Below are 24,816 nucleotides of genomic sequence, written 5' to 3' on the forward strand. Positions count from 1 at the left end.
ATCGGAGCGGGGATGTAATAGGGCCAGGGTGGTCTCGGAGAGATAGCGCTTTTCGGCGACTTGCCATTCGTCGTGGGCTTCGACGAGAACGGAGCCGGCCAGCCGTAGCAGCGCGGCGGGGTTGGGGAAGACGCCGACGACGTCGGTGCGGCGTTTGATCTCCTTGTTGAGTCGTTCGAGGGGGTTGGTGCTCCAGATCTTTTTCCAGTGCAGGACAGGGAAATCGGCGAATGCGGTGATGTCGTCGGCGGCCTCGCGCAGCATCGTTTCGACCTTGGGCAGTTGGCGGCCGAGCATGCCGGCGATGGTGTCGAGTTGCTCTCGCACATGTTCGGCGTCGGGTTGGGCGAAGATGGTGCGGATCGCTGCGGCGACCATCTCGGCTGATCCNTTGGGCACCTGGGCGAGCACGTTGCGCAGGAAGTGCACCCGGCATCGTTGCCAAGATGCGCCGATGAGGATGGCCTCGATGGCGCTGCGCAACCCGGTGTGGGCATCAGAGATCACCAGCTGCACCCCGGACAGGCCGCGGGTTTTCAGTGAGCGCAGAAACGCCGTCCAAAACGCGCCGTCCTCGGAGTCACCGACGTCGAAGCCGAGCACTTCACGGCGTCCGTCATTGACCCGAGCCTTGCAGTAAGTGGCGTCGAGGAACACATACGGGAAGTGCTGCTCGGATAGAGGCCGGTCCCGAAAGGCGCCTACCTCGGTGTCCAGATCGGCGCAAATCCGGGAGACCTCGCTTTTGGAGATGCCGGCGTCCGCGCCGAGGGCTTTAACCAAATCGTCGACTTTGCGGGTGGAGGTGCCGTGCAAATAGGCCTCCATCACCACCGCGAACAAGCACTGATCGACCCGGCGGCGCCGCTCCAGCAGCGCCGGGAAGAACGAGCCCGACCGAAGCTTGGGAATCCGCAACTCCAAATCGCCAGCGATCGTCGACAGTGTGCGCGGCCGAGACCCNTTGCGCTGGTTGGTTCGTGATGCGCTCCGTTCATGCGGACCGGCGCCGATCACCGCCGTCAGCTCCGCATCGATGAGTGCCTGATNAATCGTCTCGGCGGCCTGCTTGATCCGATCAGCGGCATCGGCATTGCGTAATGCGTCCAGCACCTCCAGCAAGGCAGACTGNTCCAGGGCCATCGCGATGTTCCTCTCGGTAGTGATCCTTGGTCGTTTCACCACAGAGACTCACGCGATGGCCCTCTACATCAGCACCGACACGCCGCCACTATTTACACCACGCCCCGGGACGTTCCCCGGCCATCGCGATGTTCCTCTCGGTAGTGATCCTTGGTCGTTTCACCACAGAGACTCACGCGATGGCCCTCTACATCAGCACCGACACGCCGCCACTATTTACACCACGCCCCGGGACGTTCCCCCACCGGACCCGCAGAAATACGGCGGATTCGCATGCGGCGATTTGCCCACAGGGTTCTGCATATCGTTCCCTCTGTGCTGCATTAGGTTTCATCGTGCTGTAGGTGGTGGCAACTTGGACCGCGTGATGTCAGCTGCTGCTGGCGAAAGACCGATCAGTATTGGACAAGATTGGGGTCCGCTGCGCCAATCAGGTTGGGGCGGTAGCTAACCCACTATGGGCGCGCGCACCGTCGATCTCGATCTGGTTCGCGGCGGGTGAATAGCGGAACCCACCACGCACCTCGGATAGAGGGATCAGTCCGTTCACTTGTCTCGCTGTTTCTTGAGTTCAGGCGCGAGACTCCCGTGGCGCTCAGAATACAACTGCACATTCACTGCTGATGTCCCCCTTGCCGACCACAACAATGTGGTGTCCACGTCGCTTCTCACGCAGGGCCAGCGCCGACCTCAAACCGTTGCCGGAGGGCGATGGGCCATACCGGAATCACGGTGATCGCCGACACCTATGCCGACGAGCAATTCGACGACATCGCCATGCGTCTGACTCGCTGGCTGACCTTCCGTCAGACATGAACCACATCGTGTGGCCCCAACCTGGCCCCATATGGCCCTACAACAGGACCGCGTGGCCGTCTCCCCGGCGCCACATTCACACCCTGATACGCTTCTCACCTGCATAAACAACCTGGTGGCCAGGGGCGGGATCGAACCGCCGACCTTCCGCTTTTCAGGCGGACGGAATGGCCACTGGCCTGCGGTTTAACGTCGTTCATGCGTCAAATGCGGCGCGCTGAGCGCGTCTGACGCAGGCTGCCCGTCCGACGATCGGACACAAACCGGACACGGTGACAGCACTCCCGACAGGGACCCCTTCATCGCCCTTCACTCAGTGATGCGCGCCGAGGGCTCCCGGGGAGCAGATGCGCGATGCCCAGCATCACGAGGTCGACCGCCCGTCCAACGAGCACGACCGCGGAGCGACCCACTCTTCGGCCGGACACAAGCCGAACGGCCAGCCGGAACACGGACGGAGCCGCGGACGCCGGGAGGCCGCGAGTGCCCGAGGCCGCCAGGGCCGCAGGGCGCGAGAGCGGTAGCGGTCGGTCGGACGGCGGGAGCGGCGTAGGCCGTGTTCCGGCTGGGACCAACGGGCTTGTTATATGTGCCAAAAGTGTCCGCGATGCCGCCGAGGGCGGTGTTGATGCGCAGTTATCGGCGGCAGATGCCCTCGGACTGCGGTTCCCAAGGCCCGAGCTGGTGGCCTCGGCGGCAGCACTCTTTGAACCGGCGGGGCCGTGGGCGCGAGGGCGGGGCCGGCTGGGCGTAGAACCTGAGTCCGGCCGATTTCGGATCACGATCGGCCCCGGTGTAGTCCGACTCGGCTGGACCAACCCGGTGCGTCCGGAAAAGGCATCTGAGCGTGCAGTCAAACGACACCGCCTCGATGTGACGGCAGAGGTTGATCGCATTGAGGCCGGTCGCAACATTCCCGACTCGGCAGCCCGTGCGATCACCGAATGGTCTCGCAAGTCGCGCGCGGCAATGTGTCGCACCTTCGCCGAGCTCGACTACACGCCACTGGTGGAGTGCGACCGTGTCCCTGCAATGGTCACCTTGACCTACCCCGGCGACTGGGAATCTGTAGCACCTGATGGGGCTAGCGTAAAGCGGCATATGATGCTGTGGCGCAAACGTTTTCAACGGGAATGGGGTGAACCGGCCCGCTACATCTGGAAGCTGGAATTTCAACGCCGCGGCGCTCCGCACATTCACCTCTGGATGGCTCCGCCGCATGCGGTAGGCCGATCCGGCGTCAAATTCCGCGACTGGCTCTCGCGCGAATGGGCGGAGATCGTCGGCCATCCGGATCCCGAGCAGCGCGAGCGCCATTTGCTCGCTGGCACGGCCATCGATGTTCGCAACGGATTACGTGCGTGTGACCCGAAACGCCTGGCTATCTACTTCACCAAACACTCATCGCCAAACATCAACGGCGACAAGGAATATCAGCATATCGTGCCCAATTTGTGGCAGCAACCTGGGCGCGGACCCGGCCGATTCTGGGGTGTCTGCGGACTCAAGAAGGCCATTGCGGTTGTAGAGGTAGCTCAGGACGCATACCTGGCTGCGCGCCGGATCGTGCGACGCTGGTCACGTAGCCAAGCGATATACGGCAATCCCGGCAGCAGCTTCCCCACCGCCGTCGTGCCGCGCACGGCCACTCGCCTGGTCCCCCGCGTTGGTCAGTACACGGGCGTCGTGACCTTCCGGAGGGTGCGCCGACGACGAGCCTTCTGCAGCCAAGGAGGCCTCGCGGGCGGATACGCACTAGTGAATGACGGTCCGGCTTTTGCGTCCAACCTAGCTGCCGCAGTGTCGGGGGCGTCACCTAGATAAAGCAGCCGAACTCATCCATTGCCACAATGCGCACTCGGGTTCGTCACGTCATACATTCTTTATTCTGACCGTCGAAAACGCCGGTTTCGCGCCCTAAAATTTCGATCATGGTTACTCCTCCGGTCCTGCTCCGGACGTCATCACAACGCCCACCGGCCTGGCAACGCTGGGTGCTCAACGCGATGTACAACTTCGATCGATACACGATCGATGATTGGCTAGGTCTCATGAGAGATCATCTCCAGCGAACCGAGGGTGCCACCGCGATGCGGACCGCTCGCTACACCATTGATGTCATGCGCCACGTTAGGGCGCTCACGTCGGCGACCGCGAGCCTTGCTTCACACGGCGACCCGGCGGCCCGCTCTGAATTGGCCGACGCCGCTCTCGACTTGAAGAGCGCCCTCGATAGGCTTCATGAAGCGCGCGACCAGCTGCTAAAAGCCGCTGGCGCCGAACGTGTTACTGATGCTGACTGAGGCAATGAGTCTGCTCTTAAGCTGGCCACGAAAGACACGTGGGTCGCTGAGGGTGGATGTCCCCCAACGCCGGTGTGATGCGATGTGCATGACAGCATGATGTATCCCGGTGATTCGGTGCTGCTGCCTTCCGGCTTGTCCGATCGTGGCGAACGCGTGTTCCCGGTCCTGTGGTTGACATCGGGGTGAACACCTACCGTCACGCCGCACTTCGATCGGGTCGTTCACTTCTGTCTCGATGCGTCGCTGGCGCGGATAGCGTTTCGTGCCCTGCGGGCCCGCATACCGACTGGGAATCGACTTTTTGTCGGCGGCAACTGAATACTGACCACTGCGCGGCAAGCTGATCAGTTTTCGCTTGCCGTTGACACTTTTTAGTTGCGCAGTGTGCGCGAGCCCGATCCGGGCTATGCATCGTCGACCGTCTGCCGAGCTAGTTGCCGCCTTGATCGGAATGGCTTATGCCGGACGAGGATTTCCGGGCCGAGGGCCGCGAAGGGGGTGTGTCTGCCGGGCGGCGGTGCGCGGTGAGGAAATCGTCGACTATACGTTCACAATCTCGGCGATCGACTGCGCGCAGCCCGGTGAGTCGAGCGAACGCCACCGGGCCGACGAGTTGGCACAGGATCAGTTCTAGATCGAAGTCGTCGAGGCCGGCTCGGGCTTCAGGGCCTTCTAGGAGGCTGTTGAACGGTTGGCGGTAGTGGTCGATGATCCGTGTTCGGAGCGCGTTGCGATCGTAGGTTTCCTCTGTGCCGTCCGGTGTTGGCCCGAGCGCGACCCAGGCCAGCGTGGTGACGTGCAGCGGCGCTTCTTGAAAGAGGGTCGCCTGTCGGCTCAACAGCTCGATCAGTTGGTCGCGTAATGATCCCGTAGCAGGTGGTGGGGTGACCTGCGGTAGCAGCCGTTCAAATGTGGCGGCCAGCAGTTGGGTGGAGCTGGTGAAGTGCCGATACAGCGTGGTGCGTGCGACCTTGGAGGCTTTGGTGACCGCGTCGATGGTGACGGCTTCGATGCCACCGGCATTGAGGAGTTTAGTCGCCGCATCCAGCAATCGGGTCCGTGACCGAAGGCGGCGTGGGTCGACGTCGTCGTCTTCATCTACCGAGGTTTCGGCGTCACGCTCCACGTAGTCACCGTAAACCCCCCACGAACCTGGCCCGCAGCGAATTGCACCGGGGAAGCCATTCAATCCGTCGAACGATACTAGTAGTATCGTAGCGATACTATGAGTACACTTTGGCGGTGTAGGCCAAGCACCGAAGGAGGATTGGTGATCAGGCAACCGGTCGAGCGGTTCGGGACCCGGGGGAGTCGACGGTGCTGCCCCCAGTCGGCCGGCCGCGTGGCTATCGAAGGATCCAGCTTCTGCCTCGGCGCGGCGACCTCACGGACGAAAGACGTCAAATCCTGATGAATGTGCCGATTTCGCTGACGAAAACCCACCTCTGGAGGCGTGCGGTTCGGGATATCCGGCTGGCCAGTCGCGGTATTGCCAAGCGCACACACCAAGGACGCCCGGTCGACCAGGGCCGCGTTCGTCCACGTCACTATCCCCCTCGCACTTGCTCGTACCTGGACGACGATCTGATGAGTCGGGAAATGCACGATCATGTTCGCGATGAGCCGATCAGGCTGAGTTCCCGGCTGGCATTTCGCCTACGGCGTTCGTGAGCTTGTCAGCAGCCAGCGATGACCCATGCCCAACGTCAAATGATCTGCATACCAATGGATTACGTACTGACGTATCCGAGGTACGGAACCGGCGACAGGACATCGAGGTCGAGCGCCAGGGCCGATCGGTGCCGCCGCAGTGGAATGGGCACGCCTGTCGGTAGCAGTTTCACCGACACCATGAAAGGGTACCGGTAGTACTGTTGCGATACCGTTAGTTTCTTTCAACGTAGCGGAGACGGGGGATGGTAGATACCGGGTGGGTTTCGTCGGGCGTGGCGACCTTGAGTCGGCCGGTCCGGGAACAACTCCGCAAGGTCACCGCTGGTGAGGGCGTTTACAGCGACCGGCTTGCCCGCTTAGCGCGGTTCAGTATCCGGCACAAGGTTCTGGTCATCGCCGCGTGGGTGGTGGCTGCCGGCGTCTTAGCCGTGCTGTTCCCGCAATTGGAGATCGTCGTAAAGCAGCAGTCGGTGAATCTCATCCCTCCTGATGCGCCCTCGCTGCAAACCGTGGACCGGATGGGGATCGCATTCGGCGAGCAGGGATCCAAGACAACCGTCTTCGTCGCGGTAGAGGACCCGACGGGCCTGACTGCGCCGGTGCGTCAGCGTTACAACGCGATGGTTTCGCGGTTGCGTGCCGATTCCAAGCATGTGCGACTGGTTCAGGATCTGTTGGCCGACCCGGTTACTGCCGGTCAGGCGGTGAGCCAGGACGGCAAGGCATGGTATCTGCCGGTCGGGGTGGCGGGCACACTCGGCGATCCGAAGGCGGCAGAATCCGTCCAGGTGGTGCGCGCTATCGCCGCCCAGTCGTTTAACGGTACGTCCACGACGGTTCGCGTAACCGGCCCTCCCGCGACGTTCAGCGATCAAATTGATTCGGCTGAGCAGGATTTGATTGTCATTTCTGTGGTGACCGCGGGGCTGATTGCGCTGATTTTGCTGGTCATCTATAGGTCATTGTTTACCGCGTTGCTGCCACTGGTGGTTATCGGCGTCAGTCTTGGGGTAGGGCGCGGAGTGCTCTCGGGGCTGGGCGAAGCGGGGATGCCGGTGTCGCAATTCACCATCGCGTTCATGACGGCGATTCTGTTGGGCGCCGGCACCGATTATTCGGTGTTTTTGATCAGCCGGTATCACGAGCAACGCCGCCAGGGGGTCTCGCCCGACCTCGCGGTGATCAATGCGACCGCCACCATCGGGCGCGTAATCCTGGCCTCCGCGGCGACTGTGGCGTTTGCATTTTTGGCCATGGTGTTTGCAAAGCTGAGCGTTTTTGGCGCGCTGGGCCCAGCGTGTGCGATAGCCGTCTTCGTCGGAGTCGCGGCCACCGTGACGTTGTTCCCACCGGTGTTGGCGCTGGCCGCTAAACGCGGCATCGGCGAGCCCAAAGCCGACCGCACACGCCGCTACTGGAACTGGATCGCGGTGGCCGTAGTCCGCCGGCCCGGCCCATTGCTGGCCGCCAGCCTGGCTCTCGTGTTAGGGCTAGCTGCTGTGGCGCTGACCATGCGCATGAGCTATGACGACCGTCAAGGCCAGCCGGAAACGACCGCCAGCAACGAGGGTTATCATCTGCTGGACAGGCACTTTCGCAAAGATATCGTTATCACGCAGTTCATGGTCGTCGAATCACCGACCGATATGCGCACCGGTAAAAGCCTGGCCGACCTGGACGAAATGGCGTCTCGCGTGTCGCAATTGCCAGGTGTCACCAAAGTTTCCGGCGTCACCCGGCCTACCGGGGCGCGACTGGACCAGGCACAGCTTTCTTGGCAGAACGGCCAGATCGGCACCAAGATGGCCGATGCCGTCGCCAAAGGAGACGCCCACAAGACCGATCTCACCAAACTCACCGGTGGCGCCGACCAACTCGCGGGCGGCCTGGCGCAACTTGACACCACCCTGCGCACGGCGCTGACTCCGCTGACCGGGATCCTTACCCAAGCCCAGTCCAGCGGGCCACAATTTCAGCGCTTTCGCCAGCTGCTGCAGCAGCTTTCGGCTACCACACCGACCGTCGACCAAGCTATTCGAACCGGGCCCGGGCTACGCCAAGAAGCTCAACAAGCCCAACAAGCGATCGCCACCATCGACCCGCTGGTCGGTGCGCTCAACACCTCCCCCTGGTGTGCCACCACCCCCGAGTGTGCCCAGATCCGCGACCAGGTACGGATCTTGGTGACTTTGCGCGATGGCGGCTTTTTCAGCCAGCTCGCCGACCTCGGCGATTTGTACCAGCCCGATGCCAATAATGCAGGCGGCACCGTGGCAGACCTGCAGCGCACAGTCACTTCGCTGGACAAGGCCTTCGGAGCGCTTGGCGATCCCGCCGACATGGCCGGCAACATCGGCCGCCTTCAAAACGGCATCAGCCAGCTCGCGTCGGGAGCACAAGCCCTAGCCACCGGTGTGCACACCCTCGCCGACAGCAACATCGAAATGTTGTCCGGCATGAGTCAGATCGCCACCCAGCTACAGAATTCCGCGCGATCCAGCGCCGGTTCGGACAACTCCAGCGGCTTCTACCTTCCCGCTAACGCCTTCGAGAATCGCCAGTTCTCCGATGTGGCAAAGCACTTTCTATCCGCTGACGGCAAGACCGCGCGCTTCGCCATCGAATCTAGCTACAACCCCTACAGCAGCGAAGCGATGGATCTCGCGCAGAAGATCACGCACGTTGCCGATGCCGCACGCCCCAACACCTCGCTGGCTCACGCCCGGATATCGATGGCCGGCTTCCCCGCCGTCAATTCCGATATCCAGCGCCTCCTGTCGGCCGACTTTCACCTACTGGCCATCGCCACACTCGTCATCGTCGGGTTGACCCTCGTCGTTCTGCTACGTGCCGTGGTGGCCCCGCTCTACCTGCTCGGTACGGTCGTACTCAACTACGCAGCCGCACTGGGCATCGGCACACTGGTCTTCCAATACGGCCTGGGCAAGCAAATCGCTTGGCCCGTTCCGCTTTTGGCGTTCATCATCCTGGTCGCGGTGGGCGCCGACTACAACATGCTGCTGATCTCGCGGCTACGCGAGGAATCCGCTCACAACATTCGCGTCGGCGTGCTGCGCACGGTCGCGAACACCGGCTCAGTCATCACCTCGGCCGGGCTCATCTTCGCGGCCAGCATGTTCTGCCTTATGGTCGGGTCCGTCGCGATCATGCTCCAAGCCGGACTCATCATCGGCTGCGGCCTACTCCTGGACACCTTCGTGGTCCGCACCCTCACGGTTCCCGCGATCGCCACATTGCTCGGTGAGGCCAGCTGGTGGCCTCAACGGAAGCCCTTGGCCCCGCGCGCCAGAGCACGCTGACGATGACATGTCACCTGAGGGACAACGCAGCGTGACGGGCGTGGACCTTGCGCCCAAAGGGGCGCGGATTACATGACACTTACTCAGGAGCGCATCCACACGCGCGACGGCATCACTCTCGTGGCGGATTGCTACCGGCACCCCACGACTGGTCCCGTGGTGTTGCTCCTCCATGGCGGCGGCCAAAACCGCCACGCCTGGGCCACCACAGCTCGTCGCCTCCACGCCCATGGCTACACCGTCATCGCGTACGACACCCGCGGCCACGGCGACAGCGACTGGGACCCGAGCGGACAATACGACGTCGAAAAGTTCGTCGCCGATCTGCTCTCGGTTCGAGAACACGTCGGCACCGAGAGTCCCCCTGCCCTCGTTGGCGCGTCGCTGGGTGGGCTAACCATCCTGGCAACCCACCTGCTGGCCCCAGCCGGGCTGTGGGCAGCCGTTATTCTCGTCGACATCACCCCGAGGATGGAGTTCCACGGGGCCCGTCGCATCGTGTCGTTCATGGCCGCCCACCCCGACGGCTTCGGCACACTCACCGATGCCGCCGACATCATCGCCGAATACAACCCGCGCCGACCGCGACCCGAAAATCTCGACGGTCTGCACAAAGTTCTGCGCCAACGTAGCGACGGTCGATGGGTCTGGCGCTGGGACCCAGCCTTCATCAGCTCCAACTTCGATGTCCTGCAAGGCGAACTCATGACCGACACCGAGGAGTTCGAGGCGATCAGCGGGTTTCTCGCCGAAGGAGCACGTCGAATCACGGCCCCGACGCTGTTAGTGCGGGGCGCGCTTTCAGACGTCGTCTCCGAGGAAACGGTCAACGAATTCCTCGAACTCGTCCCGCACGCCGAAACAACTGACGTGACGGGCACAGGTCATATGGTTGCCGGCGACGACAACGACGCCTTCACCAGCGCTGTCACCGACTTCCTCGACCGCCGCGTATTTTTGTGAGACGGTCTTTTCCCGTGAAACCCGCGTCGCCTGCTGGGCCCCCAACACTGCGAGACCAGCAAGTGAACCCCCCTAGTACTGTTGGTTTCGCTACGCTACTGTTCGTACCATAACTCAGGAAGCATCTGGGAATGTCGGATTGACGAAGGCGATGTCATGCCCTCCGCAAATACTGGCTCGTTAAGGGACCGACGCCGTGCCGAGTTGCTCTCGCAGATCCAGGGCACCGCGCACCAACTTTTTGCCGAACGTGGATTTGCTGCTGTGACCACTGAGGACATCGCTGCCAGTGCCGGGATATCCATCAGTACTTACTTCCGTTACGCGCCTACGAAGGACGACCTTCTTGTCGCGCCGTTGCGGCAGGCGGTCGCCGAAATCGTTGGTGCCTACGGCGCTCAGCCGTCGGACCAATCGGCAGCCGAGGCGCTGATCGCGTTGTTTGCCGAAACCGCCTGGGACAAAACCAATCCGAACCCGCACTACTGGCAACGAGCCATACTGACCGCCCCCCACCTACTGAGCGAATCGGTACTGATCAGCGACAACGATGACCGCAAGCTCGTCGAACTCGTCGCCACAAGGATGGGCGTCGATGCGGCATCCGACATCCGTCCCTCGCTGCTGGTCCACACGGGTTTGGCCACCGCACAATTCATACTTCGGCGCTGGCTGAGCTCAGACACTGAAACGAAGCCACCGCTGCACGTTCAGTTGAAAGAAGCTTTGAGAGTCACGTTGGCTGGATTCGATTGAAAGTAGACCGCTTTGAACTCGGGGCATACGGTTGGCCGGCTAAACGCAATGTGGCCCCGTCACAGTCTCTACTCTGAAAGAACGTTGGCTCCATCGTGGGCACGCGAGTGCGGATATTCGTCGAATGCGTCCAGAACGCGCACGGCGAAAGCAGGGCTCATCTCAGACTGAACTTCTTCTTTCGCCATCCAACGGACTTCCCGGGCTTCGGCAGTCGGGTGCGTGTCGCCAGCGGCAGGACTGCAGCGGTAGACCAACGCGACAATCCCCTGCTTGAGGTTCTTGTAGACGCCGGTAAGACGTTGCACCGTGACCTTCAATCCAGTTTCCTCGAGGACTTCCCGCCGCACACCATCCTCGAAGGATTCGTCCAGTTCGAGTACGCCACCGGGGGCTTCCCAGTGGCCGTTGTCATCTCGCCGGATCACGAGAATGCGATCATCGCCACGTACGACGATGCCGGCGACACTGACTGAGTGTTTAGGAGTGGTTCCCATCGTTCGGTCTCCATTGTTCGATGCCGTCGGAGGTGACACGGGTTGACTGGCTTCCTAGACTAGTCGTCTAGACATGTAATGGAAGGCTCGCGGGTGCTGCAACTTGGACAAATCGATCGAGGCGATGACAAACCGCCATATCGGCAAATCGCGGGCATACTGCGAGAGGCGATCAGTTCCAATCGGCTCGCACCCGGGGAGCGACTGCCGTCCGAGGCGGAACTGATCGAACATTTCGGTGTAGCGCGCATGACTGTAAGACAAGCGGTGCAGGAGCTTCGTTCCGACGGATTGGTCATCTCACAACACGGCCGCGGGGTGTTCGTCCGCCCGGAACCTCGAATCCGCAGACTAGCGTCTGATCGATTCGCACGACAGCACCGCGCCGAGGGCAAGGCTGCATTTACCGTCGAGGCGGAGAAATCCGATTTCGCGCCGCAGGTGGACAACATCGTTGTGAGCCGAGAGAGGCCGAATTCGTTTGTGGCTGAGCGCCTTCGAGTTTCAGACGGCGATGACATTGTCGTGAGATCGAGGCGTTACCTGGCGAATGGGCGACCCGTCGAGACGGCCGTCTCGTACATTCCGGCGGCATTTGCCGAAGGCACGAGGATCGAGCAGCTGGATACCGGACCCGGTGGTATCTACGCGCGCTTAGAAGAGCACGGTCATGTGCTTGCTCGCTTCACTGAAGAAGTCGCCGCTCGGATGCCCACTCCTGAAGAACGGCGGCAGCTGGAGCTTGACTCAGGAGTTCCGGTGCTTACGGTGTTGCGAACCGCTTACGACACCGATGACGTGGCGGTGGAGGTCTGCGACACCGTGAAGGTGGCCTCCGCCTACCTGCTCGAATACGAGTTCCCGGCCCGCTGAGCGCAAAGTCTCACACGAATCACGCGTCGCCCGTTGCACTCCTCTAGACGACTATGTACCCTCAACTTGTCTAGAGCAGTTCTACGAAAGGTCGACAAAGTGTCTGTGCCGAAGTGGCTCAAGCTGTCCCACCAGCAGGTTTTCCCACACAAAGCGTTCGTGGTGTCAGATGTGACGCCGGTGATCGATTACGAGCGGTCAACGAAAGACAACAAGGTTCAGGCGACTGATCGAGAATCAGGCCTGCCGTTGTGGCAGGTGGAAGTCCTCGACGGTGATCCGGCCGCGAGCAAGCGGGCACGCACCCTGACCGTCAAGTTCGCAACGCCCAAGCAGCCTGTGTGCCCACAGAACACTGCCGGAATGCCTTTTACACCAGTGATTTTCGAAGAGTTGTGCGTGTTGCCGTACGTGGACCGTTCGAGCGAATCCGGCCGCATTGCGTGGTCGTTTCGGGCCTCGAGCATGACCGCGGACACTGGCAAGGCGGGGTCCTCAGCGGCAGACCGGGCGTCAGCATGAGTCCGTACGACCCCGTAGTACCTAGCGATCCGTATTCGATTCCAGATCCCGACGCCGGGACGGACCTCTTTGACCTCACGCACCTACTGACGGTCGGCGCCACATGGCTCACCGCGGTGACCGGCGTGGTCACCCTTTCGCTCGTCGTTTGGAGACTGCGTTCGCCCGCCACATTTGGGCGCTATGTCGCAACCCCTGCGCGGCGGATCCGATGGCTGCTATGGGCGTTGACCTCTTGGCCGCGAGTTGCCAAGGCCTGCGGGCTGTCGACTTCCGAGCGCGTCGCACGTACGGACTCGCAGGGCAAGACCACGACGAAGACAGTCTGGACCCACCCTCGCCTTCTCGGGGTGAGCATCTCCGATCACTGCCTGCACATGACCGTCCGCACACGAACGGGCCAGACAGTCGATGACCTCGAAAACGCGGTCCCCGCGATCCGCGACGCTGTCGGGGCACATTCCGCCCGTTCCACGGTGGTAGCACCCGGGACGGTTCGCATGGAATTTGTTATGCGACAACAGCTGTCGGCCATCAAGACTGCTAGACGGCCAGCCTGCACCGAGGCAACTGCCGTTAAGATTGGCCGACGGGAGAACGGCTCGGCTTGGATTCTCCGCGTCGCTGGCCTCCACACCCTCACTGTCGGGTGCTCAGGAGCGGGCAAGGGCTCCATTTTTTGGGGCATTGCAGGCGGCTTAGGCCCGGCCATCAGGTCAGGAACCGTGCGGCTTTTCGCCGTCGACCTCAAGTACGGGATCGAAGTGTCAGTCGGCTCCGCCCTATTCAGCAAGATCGCGACGACCGAGGTCGAGGCCGCGAGCCTGCTCAACAAGTTGGAGGAGCTGCTGGATTGCCGTGGCCGCAGGATGGCCGGCCAAGCGCGTTCGCACACACCGAGCACCGCCGAACCGCTCGTGGTGCTGCTCATCGATGAATTGGCGGGCTTGACCGCTTACATGACAGACGTCGCCCTCAAGAAGCAAGTTGCAGCCTCGCTCTCACGCATCCTGACAAAGGGCAGGGCCGTAGGCCTCGTGGCCACCGCCTTCATGCAGGACCCCCGCAAGGAGATTCTGCCCATGCGCGGGTTGTTCACCCAGACCGTTGCATTGCGGCTGCGTTCACGCGACGAAGTCGCGATGGTTCTGGGTGATGGCCTCGCTGATGCCGCACCCGCGCACCGCATCAACCCGAGTGAACCTGGGACCGGATACGTCATCGCAGAAGACGGATCAACGATGCGAGTACGTGCCGACTACTGGCCAGATTCGTTAATCCGTTCTGTTGCACAAGAATACGGGTTCAAGAGCCAAAGATCTACTGGTCCCGCAGAGAACTGAGGACAGCGGCATGGCAACTCTTGGCATCAACGCCACCACCAAGATAGCGACCTTTCCAGAGCTTCTGACAGCGGAACAGGTGGCGGAGCTGCTTGGCGTGTCCACTGCCACCGTGAGCCGATGGGGCGCGCTACGGGAACACGGCGCAGATGTGGGGCCGCCCTGCTACACGCTATCTGATCGCGTAAGACGTTGGGACGCAGCGGAAGTCCGCGCGTGGCTCAAGCAGGTGCACCGCTAAGTGGCCGGATCAGTACCGCGCGGCATCCGAAAGCGGACCAATTCAGCCGGCCAGGCGCGCTACCAAGTGCGCTACCTGGTGCGCGATCCAAACTCCCCGTCAGGATGGGTCGAGACATCATCGACGTTTGCCACCATGCGGGAAGCGCGCGCGTTCAAGGCGGATCGCGACGGCGAGTCGGCGATCGGCGCCCGACGATTCGACCCCAGACTTGGCCGCGCCAGCCTCTCCGCTATCTGGACGCAATACAGCGCGTCGAAGCAGCCGGCCGTTTCCCCCAAGACGTGGAGCGGCTACGTGCAGCATTGGGAACTGCGTATCAGCCCGCGCTTCGGCCATGTCCCGGTCGACGAGGTCAGCCGGAAGGATGTGCAGCAGTTCATCGGCGGCCTCACCGTGGGCCCGTGGGCCAGACTCGCCACGCTCCGGCTGCTGCGCTCGATTCTCGACATGGCTCGCGAGGACGGCCGAATTCACATCAACCCGGCCCAAGGTGTGTCATCCGGTCGGATGCCGGCGCGGGAACGTCACCGCTACCTCTCCGCTACGGAAGTCGCCGCCCTAGCAACCGCCTGCGGCGGCCAAGGCGACATCGTCACAATCCTGGCCTTTACCGGTCTGCGCTGGTCCGAACTCGTCGGCCTGCGCGTCGGCGACATCGACCTCAAAGCACGCCGCCTCTACGTCCGCCAAGCCGCCCCGGACGTGGAGGGCCGAATTATCGTCGGGCCACCGAAAACTCGCGCCGCCGTCCGAACCGTCCCACTCCCCCAAATCGTCATCGACGCGCTCGAGCCACGAATCGAAAACCGCTCACCTAAAGAACAAGCGATCACTTCACCAAACGGCGGCTTTCTCAGATCAAACAACTGGCGCAGACACACCCACTGGAACAAAGCCCTCAAGCAAACCGGCTTGGCGCCGTTGACGATCCACGACCTGCGCCACACCTACGCGAGCCTCGCCCGCAAATCCGGGGCCGACCTCCGCTACGTCCAGAAGACCATGGGGCACTCGACGCCGACTGTCACCGCCAACATCTACAGCGACCTCTACTCAGACGAACTCGACCACGTCGCTACGAATCTCGACCGGCTCAATGACGTCGCCAAAGACCAGGCGAACGGACAGGAACCGGACACACCGAAATATCCATAGAGTGCTGTCACCGCGTCCGTGCAGTTCAAGACTGGTGGCCAGGGGCGGGATCGAACCGCCGACCTTCCGCTTTTCAGGCGGACGCTCGTACCGACTGAGCTACCTGGCCGGAAGGCAGCGAGTGCCTCGCCGCGCTGGCGACCCTGACGGGACTCGAACCCGCGACCTCCGCCGTGACAGGGCGGCGCGCTAACCAACTGCGCCACAGGGCCTTGCTGCTGCTCCGCGTCGCCGCGTTGCGTACCCCCTACGGGATTCGAACCCGCGCTACCGCCTTGAAAGGGCGGCGTCCTAGGCCGCTAGACGAAGGGGGCCAGAACCGAATCTCTCCGGGGTACTCGCAACGTGGTTTCGTTGGGAGCCACGTCAGCTTAGGTCACCGTGGGCCCAATCCTCAAACGAGCCCGGTTTTGGGTCCAAGTATCCTGAAACTCCGCGGCCCCTATAGCTCAGTTGGTAGAGCTACGGACTTTTAATCCGCAGGTCCTAGGTTCGAGTCCTAGTGGGGGCACCAGACGTATATGACGTCGGCTGATGCGTGACAGTTGCACGCCGGCGGCCTCGGTATTACCCGCCGAGCACGGCGCTGCTGTAGGTGACGTCGGCGAAGGCCGCGGCGACGTCGTCGGCGGCGTAGGGGAAGCCGTTGGCCGCATGCAGCTCGGCGATCGTCCTCGAGGTGACCCGCCAGTCCCGCCCGCTCAAGTGGTCGACGATGTGGCTGCGCTCGCCGTGGTAGACCAGGTCATTGAAATCGACCTCGAACCCGAGCTCACTCATCCGGTCGTGGTGGGCGCGCCAGCGCGGGTCGGCGAAAACGGCGGTGTCGGGCACGAAGTCGAAAGCCAGCCGGCTGCCCGGGGCGCTCAACGCGGTGATGTTGTCGAACAGCGCGTCCTGGGCCTGTTCCGGCAGATACACCAGCAGGCCCTCGGCGCTCCACGCGGCGGGAGCCTGCGGGTCGAACCCCTCTTCCCGTAACGCGGCGGCCCAGTCGTCGCGCAGGTCGATCGCGACCGTGCGCCGCTGCGCGGTCGGCTGCGCGCCGAGGTCGGCCAGCGTCAGGGTCTTGAACTCGATCACGTCGGGCATGTCGACCTCGTAGACGACGGTGCCGGCCGGCCAGGGCAGGCGGTAGGCGCGCGCGTCCAGTCCCGAGGCCAGGATCACCGCCTGGCCGACGCCGGCGCGGGCGGCGTCAAGGAAGAAGTCGTCGTAAAACCTTGTCCGGCAAGCCATCCCCTTCGCCATGCGATGCGGGTCGAACTCGGACGTCCCGGGCTGGATCTCCCCGTCCACCAACCGGACGTAGACGTCGATGCCGACCGCCCGCACCAGCGGCGCGGCGTAGGGGTCGTCGATCAAGTTCGCATCCGAGGACAGCGCCCGCTGGGCCGCCACCATGGTCGCGGTCGCCCCGACGCTGGTCGCCAGGTCCCAACGATCACGGTCGGTGCGCGCCATGGTGTTCCTCATCCCGGATTTGAATAGACGATCTAGTCAGTAAAACAGGGCCGATTGCACGAGGCCGCGCGGACTACCCTGCAATTCGTGACCGATTTCGCCCGGCGGACCATCGACCTGGCCCGCCAAAACGTGGCCGAAGGCGGCCGCCCGTTCGCCACGGTGATCGTCCAGGACGGCGAGGTCCTCGCCGAGAGCGCCAACAAGGCGGCCCAGACCAACGACCCCACCGCCCACGCGGAGATCCTGGCCATCCGTGCGGCCTGTCTGAAGCTGGGCACCGAGCATCTCGTCGACGCCACCATCTATGTGCTGGCGCATCCGTGCCCGATGTGCCTGGGCGCGCTGTACTACTGCTCGCCCAGAGAAGTCGTTTTTCTGACCACCCGGGAAAGCTACGAGCCGTATTACGTGGACGACCGCAAGTACTTCGAATTGTCGAATTTCTACGCCGAATTCGCCAAGCCGTTCGACGAGCGCCGGCTTCCGATGCGCTATCGGCCGCACCCGGACGCCGTGGACGTCTACCGGCTGTGGAACGAGCGCAACGGCGGCCGGCGCCGGTCGACGGTGGTGCCGTCGGACTGAGCCGCGCCTTGGCAGGCCGGCCGAGCTTCGCTAGTATTTGCGTATGCATGCAGATAGTAGTGCAGGCCGGCTGCCCGACGACCAGGTACGTCTGGTCGTCGAGGTCTTCCGGATGCTGGCCGATGCCACTCGCGTGCAGGTGCTCTGGTCGTTGACCGACCGCGAGATGTCGGTCAACGAACTCGCCGAGCACGTGGGCAAGCCGGCACCGTCGGTGTCCCAACACCTGGCCAAGCTGCGGATGGCCCGTCTGGTCCGCACCCGCCGGGAGGGCACCACGATCTTTTACAGCCTGGAGAACGAGCATGTTCGCCAGCTGGTGATCGACGCGGTGTTCAACGCCGAGCACGCCGGTCCCGGGGTGCCGGGCCACCACCGCGGCGAGGGCGGGCTCAAGTCGGTGGCCGCATCGTCACGCCACCGGCCGCGCGGCGCCGTGCGCTGAGTCAGCCGGCGGCACAACGTATTTCACGCAAGGTATTTCACGCAACGGAGAACATGATGAGCGAACAGCACACCCACGACGCACCGCACACGCACGAACATCAGCACAGCGGCGTGACGCACGCGCACGCGCACACCACGCACGAGCACGACCACGTCGAGCACGAGCACGCCCACGCGCACACCGACGGCACCGAACACACCCATCGGCACGTGCATCAGGCGGGCCTCGAGGACGTGCACCAGCACGCCCACGCCTAAGCCCGTCGGCGCCCGGCTACGACACCATCGGGCAGTAGTGCTTGGGATTTCCGCGTTCGTCCTCGGGCGGCAGGTTGCGCGCCGGGGTCTGCACCAGCGGGGCGTCGAGCGGGATCCGGCCGCTGGCGCGGTCCAGTCCGGCGCGGGCGCGCGGGTGCTTGCGGAATCTGCTGGGCACCAAGGCGAACACGATACGAACCAGGTCGCCGAAGCGCCGGTGCAACCACTCGTCGCGGGCCGACCACCGGTAGCCCATCAGCTCCCGCACCGGCGGGTCGTACAGGCCGACCGTCACCCAGACGAAGAACGGCGCCAACAGTTTGCGCTGCGCGGCCCACAGACGGTCCGGAAGCCATTGCGCGAACGGCGGTTTGGGCAACTCGGTCAGATCCAGCACGGCCCGGGCCGCCTCGTTGTTCTCCAACACATTGCGGCACATGTGATCCCAGTAGGCCTGGAACTCCTCCCACGACTTGGGCACCGGGCGCATGCTCATGCCGTACATCCGGTACCACTGCACGTGTTCGTCGAACAGCTGCCGCTTCTGCTCCTCGGTGATGCCGCCGCAGAACCGTTCGGCCACATGGATGGTGCCGACGAAGAAGGTGGAGTGCGCCCAGTAGAAGACGTCGGGGTTCAACGCATGATAACGCCGGCCCTGCTCGTCGACGCCCTTGATGTCGGTGTGGTAGTCGCGCACCTCGGCGCCGGTGATCGGAGCGCGATCGCCGTCGAACACGACGCCGCCGATGGGATACAACGAGCGCAGCAGCCGCGGCCAGCGCTCGCGGAAGAAGGTGGAATGGTCCAGCACGGCCGCGCCCAATTGCGGGTGCATGTTCTGCATCGACCCGGCCCACGGGCCCTGCAGCATGCCCCGCCAGTCCCCGAAGTACTTCCAGGTCAGCGAGTCGGGGCCGAGCGGCGCGGGCGGGGCCTCATAGCCCAGCGGCGAAACCGGGCAGCCGCCGGGAACCGGGGCGCCGGCATCGGCCGGCCGGGCGGAAATCGACTGCTCAGTGCGACCGACCGCATCGCTGCCTGTTACGTCGCTGGTCAGGGGGCGCGATGCGGACGTATCTTGAGTCACTATTGGATTCCTGTGGGTATGTGAATTTTTGACTACAACCGTTGTCAATTTTTCAGCTTAGGAGCGATGTGCAGACGGGTCAACGACGGGGCCGCTGGACCGGCGTGCCCCTGGAGAGTCGCCTCGCGCTTCGCCGCGACAACCTGATCAACGCCGGGGTGCAGTTGCTCGGCGGTTCCGGCGGCCCGGCGCTGACCGTGCGCGCGGTGTGCCGCAAGGCCGCGCTGACCGAGCGCTACTTCTACGAAAGCTTCACCGACCGTGACGAGTTCGTGCGCGCGGTCTACGACGACGTGTGCACCCGCGCGATGAACACCCTGACGTCGGCGACCACCCCGCGGGAGGCGGTCGAACGGTTCGTCGAGCTGATGGTCGACGACCCGGTGCGCGGCCGGGTGTTGTTGCTGGCGCCGGCGGTGGAACCGGTGCTGACTCGCTCCGGCGCGGAGTGGATGCCCAACTTCATCGACCTGCTGCAGCGCAAGCTGTCCCGGATCGGCGACGCGGTGCTGCAGAAGATGATCGCCACCAGCCTGGTGGGCGGGCTGTCCAGCCTGTTCACCGCCTACCTGCACGGTCAGCTCGGAGCCACCCGCAAGCAGTTCATCGACTACTGCACCAACATGCTCTACATCACCGCCGCCCCGTACGTGTCGGCCGGCGAGCTCGGCAAATCGCAGTAGCGGGTTTGCATCTCGGCCGGATCGGCAAGCCGTATCGCTGGGCCCGGCACGGCCGCACGGGGCCGGACTGGCCCGGAAACCGGCACCAAAATCGCCGCTTGCCGCGCCGGACGAGGAACTTGATGCTACTGAGGTACACAGATATATTGAGTGCTACCCATCGACACAGATAACTGGAGGCCTTATGTCAGCCGAGCTGACAAACCTACAGCTGCTGCAGGAGCTCGAGCCGTTCGTCGAGAAATACCTGAACCGGCACGAGAGCATGCACAAGAACTGGAACCCGCACGACTACATCCCGTGGTCGGACGGCAAGAACTTCTACGCGCTCGGTGGGCAGGACTGGGAACCCGGCCAGTCCAAGCTTTCCGACGTCGCCCAGGTGGCGATGGTGCAGAACCTGATGACGGAGGACAACCTGCCGTCGTACCACCGCGAGATCGCGATGAACTTCGGCATGGACGGCCCGTGGGGGCAGTGGGTCAACCGCTGGACCGCCGAGGAGAACCGGCACGGGATCGCGCTGCGCGACTACCTGGTGGTCACCCGCGCGGTCGACCCGGTCGAGCTGGAGAAGCTGCGCATCGAGGTGGTCAACCGTGGCTTCAGCCCGGGCCAGAACCACCAGGTGCGCGAGGACCTGTTCGCCGAGAGCCTGTTCGATTCGGTCATCTACGTCACCTTCCAGGAACTGGCCACCCGGATCTCGCACCGCAACACCGGCAAGGCCTGCAACGAGACGATCGCCGACCAGATGCTGGCCAAGATCTCGGCCGACGAGAACCTGCACATGATCTTCTACCGCGACGTCAGCGAGGCCGGCTTCGCGATCGCGCCCAACCAGGCGATGAAGTCGCTGCACAAGGTGCTGCGCAACTTCCAGATGCCCGGCTACCAGGTGCCCGAGTTCCGGCGCAAGGCCGTGATGATCGCCGTCGGCGGCGTCTACGACCCGCGCATCCACCTCGACGACGTCGTCATGCCGGTGCTCAAGAAGTGGCGCATCTTCGAGCGCGAGGACTTCACCGGCGAGGCCGCCGCGCTGCGCGACGACCTGGCGCTGCTGATCAAGGAGCTCGAGACGACGTGCGACAAGTTCGAGATCTCCAAGCGGCGCCAGCTCGAGCGGGAAGCCCGCACCGGCAAGCGGACCACCGCGCTGGAGCTGCACACCACCGCGGGCACGCTGACCATGAGCCGGCGGTAACCAGCGTTGCGTATCGGCCCCATCGAGCTGGCCAGCCCGGTGGTGCTGGCTCCCATGGCCGGGGTCACCAACGTCGCGTTTCGCACCCTGTGCCGTGAGCTGGAGCGGGAGCTGGTCGGGACGGTCAGCGGCCTCTACGTCTGCGAAATGGTGACGGCACGCGCGCTCGTCGAGCGGCACCCGGCCACCATGCACATGACCACGTTCGCCCCGGACGAGTCGCCGCGGTCGCTGCAGCTCTACACCGTCGACCCGGCCACCACCTACGCGGCGGCCAAGATGATCGCCGACGAGGGCCTGGCCGATCACATCGACATGAACTTCGGCTGCCCGGTGCCCAAGGTCACCAAGCGCGGCGGCGGCTCGGCGCTGCCCTACAAACGACGCCTGTTCGGGCAGATCGTGGCCGCGGCGGTGCGCGCCACGCAGGGCACCGGGATACCGGTGACCGTCAAGTTCCGCATCGGTATCGACGACGAGCACCACACGCATCTGGATGCCGGGCGCATCGCCGAGGCCGAGGGTGCCGCGGCGGTCGCGCTGCACGCCCGCACCGCGGCGCAGCGGTATTCCGGCACCGCGGACTGGGAACAGATCGCCCTGCTCAAGCAGCAGGTGCGCACCATTCCGGTGCTGGGCAACGGCGACATCTACGACGCCAGCGACGCGCTGACCATGATGGCCGCCACCGGGTGCGACGGCGTGGTCATCGGCCGCGGCTGTCTGGGCCGACCGTGGCTGTTCGCCGAGCTGTCGGCCGCGTTCACCGGCAGCCCGCCGCCCACGCCGCCCACCCTGGGGCAGGTGGCCGACATCGTGCGCCGGCACGGGCGGCTGCTGGCCGCCCACTTCGGCGAGGACAAAGGCATGCGCGACATCCGCAAGCACATCGCCTGGTACCTGCACGGCTTCCCGGCCGGTTCCGAGCTGCGGCGCGCGCTGGCGATGGTCAAGACGCTCGACGAGCTGGACCGCCTGCTCGACCGGTTGGACGGCTCGGTGCCGTTCCCGGACGAGGCGACCGGGCCCCGGGGGCGGCAGGGTTCACCCGCCCGGGTGGTGCTGCCGGAGGGCTGGCTCGACGACCCGGACGACTGCACGGTGCCGGCCGGCGCCGACGTCATGCACTCCGGCGGCTGAGTCACCGCGCGGAATCGCGTCCGGACCGAGAACTCAGTACGATGTGGGCTTTGTTGCATGCGCATGGGTGGCGGATGAGGTTGGCACGCACCGGGCGAACGCGACGAAAAGGGTGGCACCAGCGGCGGCACCGGGGATGCGGTGCCGCGCTGAGGGCACGCCAACACGCTGACGTCTGCATCAGAGCTTCGGAGGCCGGTAGGACATGAGTGACGCCGAGAGCGACGGCACTCGTAACGGTCGGCACGGACCGGGCGCGGCTCGCGTTCAACCGATCCCGGTCGGCCCGTCGCCCAGCTTGGCCGCCGCTCCCTGGGAGCGCTTCTTCGAACCCCCGCCCGACGACCGCCTGCACCGATGGCGACCGGACGCCGCCCTCGAGCCCGTCGCCGCACCCGAGGACGACGACGAGCCGGGCGGATGCCACACCGGCGGCGGCGTCACCGTCGCCGATCTGATCGCCAAGGTCGGCGCCCCGAACCGGCCCGTGCACCGTCGCGCGGCTCGGGAGGAGACCGAGCCGTTCGAACCCGAGCCTGTCGAACCCGAGCCCGAGCCGCCCGGGCCCGCGTCGGGGCTGCCGCTCGAGCTGCAGCAGACCCAGGTGATCGACGACCTGGCCTACTCGGTGGACGCGGTCTCCGAGCTTCGCGAGCTGATGGCCACCGACTACCCCAACGACGGGGACTCCGACCAGCAGAGCGCCGACGCCGCCGATACGGCCGCCGGGGAACCCCGGCGCCGGCGCCGTCCGATGCTGATGGCCGGGCGGTCGGTGGCGGCCCTGGCCGCCGTGCTCGCCCTGGCGACGACCGGCGGGGCGTGGCAGTGGAGCGCGTCGAAAAACGCCCGGCTCAACACGATCAACGCGCTCGACCGCAACTCCAGCGACATCCGGGACCCGGGCGGACAGTACGGCGACGAAGACTTTCTGATCGTCGGCCTGGACTCGCGCGCCGGCGACAACGCCAACATGGGTGCCGGCAGCACCGACGACGCCGACGGCGCCCGCTCGGACACCGTGATGCTGGTCAACATCCCGGCCAACCGCAAACGCGTGGTGGCGGTGTCGTTCCCCCGCGACCTGGCGATCACCCCGATGCAGTGCGAGGCGTGGGACCCCAGCACCGGCAAGTACGGGCCCATCTATGACCCGAAGACCAAGAGCTGGGGCCCGAAGATGGTCTACACCGAGACCAAATTGAACTCGGCGTTCGCGTTCGGCGGCCCCAAGTGTCTGGTGAAGGAAATCCAGAAGCTCTCCGGTCTGAGCATCAACCACTTCATCGCCGTCGACTTCGCCGGGTTCGCGAAGATGGTCGACGCCCTGGGTGGTGTCGAGGTGTGCTCGAGCACCCCGCTGCACGACTACGAGCTGGGCACGGTGCTCGAGCACGGCGGGCGCCAGGTCCTCGACGGCGACACGGCCCTGAACTACGTGCGGGCCCGCCAGGTCACCACCGAGGTCAACGGCGACTACGGCCGCATCAAACGCCAGCAGTTGTTCCTGTCCTCGCTGCTGCGGTCACTGATCTCCGCGGACACCCTGCTCGACCTCAACAAGCTCAACAACGTCGTCAACCTCGTGATCAACGACACCGTGGTCGACAACGTGAAGTCCAAGGACCTCGTCCAGCTCGGCCAGTCGTTGCAGGGCATGGCGGCCGGCCACGTCACCTTCGTGACGGTGCCGACCGGCGTCACCGACCAGAACGGCGACGAGCCGCCCCGGATGTCCGACATGCGCGCGCTGTTCGATGCCATCATAAACGACGACCCACTGCCCGAGGAAAACGACCAGAACGCACAGAATTTGAGCGCTTCCGGTTCGACCACCGGCGCGCCGAAGGCGCCCACCACCCGCAAGTCGCCCACCCCGACGCCGGAGGCGCAGCGCGAGCAGGTCACCACGACCTCGCCGAGCGGTGTGACGGTGCGGGTTTCCAACGCGACTACGCAGAGCGGGCTGGCGGCCACGGCGACCAGCCAGCTCAAGCGCGACGGCTTCAACGTGATGACCCCCGACGACTATCCGAGTTCGGTGAACACGACGACGGTGCTGTTCTCGCCGGGCAACGAGGAGGCCGCGGCGACGGTGGCGTCCTCGTTCGCCAACGCGAAGGTGCAGCGGGTGTCCGGCTACGGACGGGTCGTGCAGGTGGTGCTGGGCCCCGATTTCAAGTCGGTCTCCGCTCCCTCGCCCAGCGGCTCGACGATGAGCCTGCAAATCGAACGCGGCTCGAGCAACGCGCCGGCCAAGCTGCCCGAGGACCTGACGGTCACCAACGCCGCCGACACCACCTGCGAGTAACCGGTTTTGACGGCGT

22 protein-coding genes and 5 tRNA genes are annotated in these 24,816 nt (G+C 64.3%); 18 read left to right on the forward strand and 9 right to left on the reverse strand.

Features of this window, described 5'->3' with window-relative positions:
• Both H7I87_RS05705 and H7I87_RS05710 read right to left on the reverse strand, forming a co-directional pair.
• A partial coding sequence (locus H7I87_RS05705) for an IS256 family transposase (protein WP_264002611.1) occupies positions 1 to 1,143 on the reverse strand: 1,143 nt, incomplete at its 3' end.
• A 929-nt stretch (positions 1,144 to 2,072) separates the two neighbouring features.
• Positions 2,073 to 2,140: transfer RNA gene (locus tag H7I87_RS05710), tRNA-Phe, on the reverse strand.
• A 173-nt stretch (positions 2,141 to 2,313) separates the two neighbouring features.
• On the opposite strand from H7I87_RS05710, the gene H7I87_RS29135 reads away from it, so the two are divergent.
• Both H7I87_RS29135 and H7I87_RS05720 read left to right on the forward strand, forming a co-directional pair.
• Complete coding sequence (locus H7I87_RS29135; protein ID WP_014379125.1) at positions 2,314 to 3,783, forward strand: rolling circle replication-associated protein; 1,470 nt, start codon at positions 2,314 to 2,316, stop codon at positions 3,781 to 3,783.
• A 107-nt stretch (positions 3,784 to 3,890) separates the two neighbouring features.
• A complete protein-coding gene (locus H7I87_RS05720) occupies positions 3,891 to 4,262 on the forward strand; it encodes a hypothetical protein (protein ID WP_044059196.1) in 372 nt (123 codons plus the stop codon).
• A 433-nt stretch (positions 4,263 to 4,695) separates the two neighbouring features.
• On the opposite strand, the gene H7I87_RS05725 is transcribed toward H7I87_RS05720, so the two are convergent.
• Entirely contained in the window at positions 4,696 to 5,391 is a 696-nt protein-coding gene (locus H7I87_RS05725) for a TetR/AcrR family transcriptional regulator (RefSeq protein ID WP_014379124.1), read from the reverse strand.
• 790 nt (positions 5,392 to 6,181) lie between these two features.
• Here H7I87_RS05725 and H7I87_RS05730 point away from each other — a divergent pair.
• From H7I87_RS05730 to H7I87_RS05740, 3 genes are all read left to right on the forward strand, one after another.
• Positions 6,182 to 9,259, forward strand: coding sequence for an MMPL/RND family transporter (locus H7I87_RS05730; protein WP_196766655.1), 3,078 nt, complete (start codon positions 6,182 to 6,184; stop codon positions 9,257 to 9,259).
• 72 nt (positions 9,260 to 9,331) lie between these two features.
• On the forward strand, positions 9,332 to 10,222 hold the full coding sequence (locus H7I87_RS05735) for an alpha/beta fold hydrolase (RefSeq protein WP_041787016.1): 891 nt from the start codon (positions 9,332 to 9,334) through the stop codon (positions 10,220 to 10,222).
• Positions 10,223 to 10,378: 156 nt separating this feature from the next.
• The gene (locus tag H7I87_RS05740; protein ID WP_041787015.1) at positions 10,379 to 10,978 is read left to right on the forward strand and encodes a TetR family transcriptional regulator; all 600 of its coding nucleotides are present in this window, start codon (positions 10,379 to 10,381) and stop codon (positions 10,976 to 10,978) included.
• A 68-nt stretch (positions 10,979 to 11,046) separates the two neighbouring features.
• Here H7I87_RS05740 and H7I87_RS05745 read toward each other — a convergent pair whose 3' ends face one another.
• Entirely contained in the window at positions 11,047 to 11,475 is a 429-nt protein-coding gene (locus H7I87_RS05745; protein WP_041787014.1) for an NUDIX hydrolase, read from the reverse strand.
• Between the two features lie 78 nt (positions 11,476 to 11,553).
• Here H7I87_RS05745 and H7I87_RS05750 point away from each other — a divergent pair, with 78 nt between their 5' ends.
• The 5 genes from H7I87_RS05750 to H7I87_RS05770 all read left to right on the forward strand — a co-directional run bounded on the left by H7I87_RS05750 (position 11,554) and on the right by H7I87_RS05770 (position 15,612).
• Positions 11,554 to 12,348, forward strand: a complete 795-nt coding sequence (locus tag H7I87_RS05750; RefSeq protein WP_014379118.1) for a GntR family transcriptional regulator — start codon at positions 11,554 to 11,556, stop codon at positions 12,346 to 12,348.
• 99 nt (positions 12,349 to 12,447) lie between these two features.
• On the forward strand, positions 12,448 to 12,870 hold the full coding sequence (locus H7I87_RS05755) for a hypothetical protein (RefSeq protein WP_041787013.1): 423 nt from the start codon (positions 12,448 to 12,450) through the stop codon (positions 12,868 to 12,870).
• Complete coding sequence (locus tag H7I87_RS05760; protein ID WP_014379116.1) at positions 12,867 to 14,213, forward strand: hypothetical protein; 1,347 nt, start codon at positions 12,867 to 12,869, stop codon at positions 14,211 to 14,213. The genes H7I87_RS05755 and H7I87_RS05760 overlap by 4 nt, the downstream gene beginning before the upstream one ends.
• Positions 14,214 to 14,223: 10 nt before the next feature.
• Positions 14,224 to 14,454: a helix-turn-helix transcriptional regulator gene (locus H7I87_RS05765; RefSeq protein ID WP_041787012.1), complete on the forward strand. Its 231-nt coding sequence runs from the start codon at positions 14,224 to 14,226 to the stop codon at positions 14,452 to 14,454.
• Positions 14,455 to 15,612 (forward strand): tyrosine-type recombinase/integrase, encoded by a 1,158-nt coding sequence (locus tag H7I87_RS05770; RefSeq protein WP_041787011.1) that lies wholly within the window; start codon positions 14,455 to 14,457, stop codon positions 15,610 to 15,612.
• 32 nt (positions 15,613 to 15,644) lie between these two features.
• Here H7I87_RS05770 and H7I87_RS05775 read toward each other — a convergent pair.
• From H7I87_RS05775 to H7I87_RS05785, 3 genes are all read right to left on the reverse strand, one after another.
• Positions 15,645 to 15,721: transfer RNA gene (locus H7I87_RS05775), tRNA-Phe, on the reverse strand.
• A 26-nt stretch (positions 15,722 to 15,747) separates the two neighbouring features.
• A tRNA-Asp gene (locus H7I87_RS05780) sits at positions 15,748 to 15,824 on the reverse strand.
• Between the two features lie 29 nt (positions 15,825 to 15,853).
• Positions 15,854 to 15,926 (reverse strand) — tRNA-Glu (locus H7I87_RS05785).
• Positions 15,927 to 16,050: 124 nt separating this feature from the next.
• Between H7I87_RS05785 and H7I87_RS05790 the strand changes: the two genes are divergently transcribed.
• Positions 16,051 to 16,126: transfer RNA gene (locus H7I87_RS05790), tRNA-Lys, on the forward strand.
• A gap of 53 nt (positions 16,127 to 16,179) precedes the next feature.
• Here H7I87_RS05790 and H7I87_RS05795 read toward each other — a convergent pair.
• The gene (locus tag H7I87_RS05795) at positions 16,180 to 17,076 is read right to left on the reverse strand and encodes an SAM-dependent methyltransferase (RefSeq protein ID WP_023861892.1); all 897 of its coding nucleotides are present in this window, start codon (positions 17,074 to 17,076) and stop codon (positions 16,180 to 16,182) included.
• A gap of 54 nt (positions 17,077 to 17,130) precedes the next feature.
• Between H7I87_RS05795 and H7I87_RS05800 the strand changes: the two genes are divergently transcribed.
• The 3 genes from H7I87_RS05800 to H7I87_RS05810 are packed head-to-tail and all read left to right on the forward strand — an operon-like array spanning position 17,131 to position 18,369.
• Complete coding sequence (locus tag H7I87_RS05800; protein ID WP_170925556.1) at positions 17,131 to 17,664, forward strand: nucleoside deaminase; 534 nt, start codon at positions 17,131 to 17,133, stop codon at positions 17,662 to 17,664.
• A 43-nt stretch (positions 17,665 to 17,707) separates the two neighbouring features.
• The gene (locus H7I87_RS05805; protein WP_024636831.1) at positions 17,708 to 18,109 is read left to right on the forward strand and encodes an ArsR/SmtB family transcription factor; all 402 of its coding nucleotides are present in this window, start codon (positions 17,708 to 17,710) and stop codon (positions 18,107 to 18,109) included.
• Positions 18,110 to 18,162: 53 nt separating this feature from the next.
• Entirely contained in the window at positions 18,163 to 18,369 is a 207-nt protein-coding gene (locus tag H7I87_RS05810; RefSeq protein ID WP_023861895.1) for a hypothetical protein, read from the forward strand.
• Positions 18,370 to 18,385: 16 nt separating this feature from the next.
• Here the strand turns inward: H7I87_RS05810 and H7I87_RS05815 are convergent, their stop codons facing one another.
• Positions 18,386 to 19,378, reverse strand: coding sequence for an oxygenase MpaB family protein (locus H7I87_RS05815; protein WP_084047292.1), 993 nt, complete (start codon positions 19,376 to 19,378; stop codon positions 18,386 to 18,388).
• Positions 19,379 to 19,527: 149 nt separating this feature from the next.
• Between H7I87_RS05815 and H7I87_RS05820 the strand changes: the two genes are divergently transcribed.
• The 4 genes from H7I87_RS05820 to H7I87_RS05835 all read left to right on the forward strand — a co-directional run bounded on the left by H7I87_RS05820 (position 19,528) and on the right by H7I87_RS05835 (position 24,800).
• Positions 19,528 to 20,142 carry a TetR/AcrR family transcriptional regulator gene (locus tag H7I87_RS05820; protein ID WP_023861897.1) on the forward strand — a complete coding sequence of 205 codons (615 nt, stop codon included), beginning with the start codon at positions 19,528 to 19,530 and terminating at the stop codon, positions 20,140 to 20,142.
• A gap of 184 nt (positions 20,143 to 20,326) precedes the next feature.
• A complete protein-coding gene (locus H7I87_RS05825; RefSeq protein WP_003875819.1) occupies positions 20,327 to 21,349 on the forward strand; it encodes an acyl-ACP desaturase in 1,023 nt (340 codons plus the stop codon).
• Between the two features lie 6 nt (positions 21,350 to 21,355).
• Entirely contained in the window at positions 21,356 to 22,489 is a 1,134-nt protein-coding gene (gene dusB, locus H7I87_RS05830; protein WP_023861898.1) for a tRNA dihydrouridine synthase DusB, read from the forward strand.
• A gap of 298 nt (positions 22,490 to 22,787) precedes the next feature.
• A complete protein-coding gene (locus H7I87_RS05835; protein WP_196243694.1) occupies positions 22,788 to 24,800 on the forward strand; it encodes an LCP family protein in 2,013 nt (670 codons plus the stop codon).
• Positions 24,801 to 24,816: the final 16 nt, after the last annotated feature.

It is taken from the genome of Mycobacterium timonense, assembly GCF_025821985.1.
Lineage (GTDB): Bacteria > Actinomycetota > Actinomycetes > Mycobacteriales > Mycobacteriaceae > Mycobacterium > Mycobacterium avium.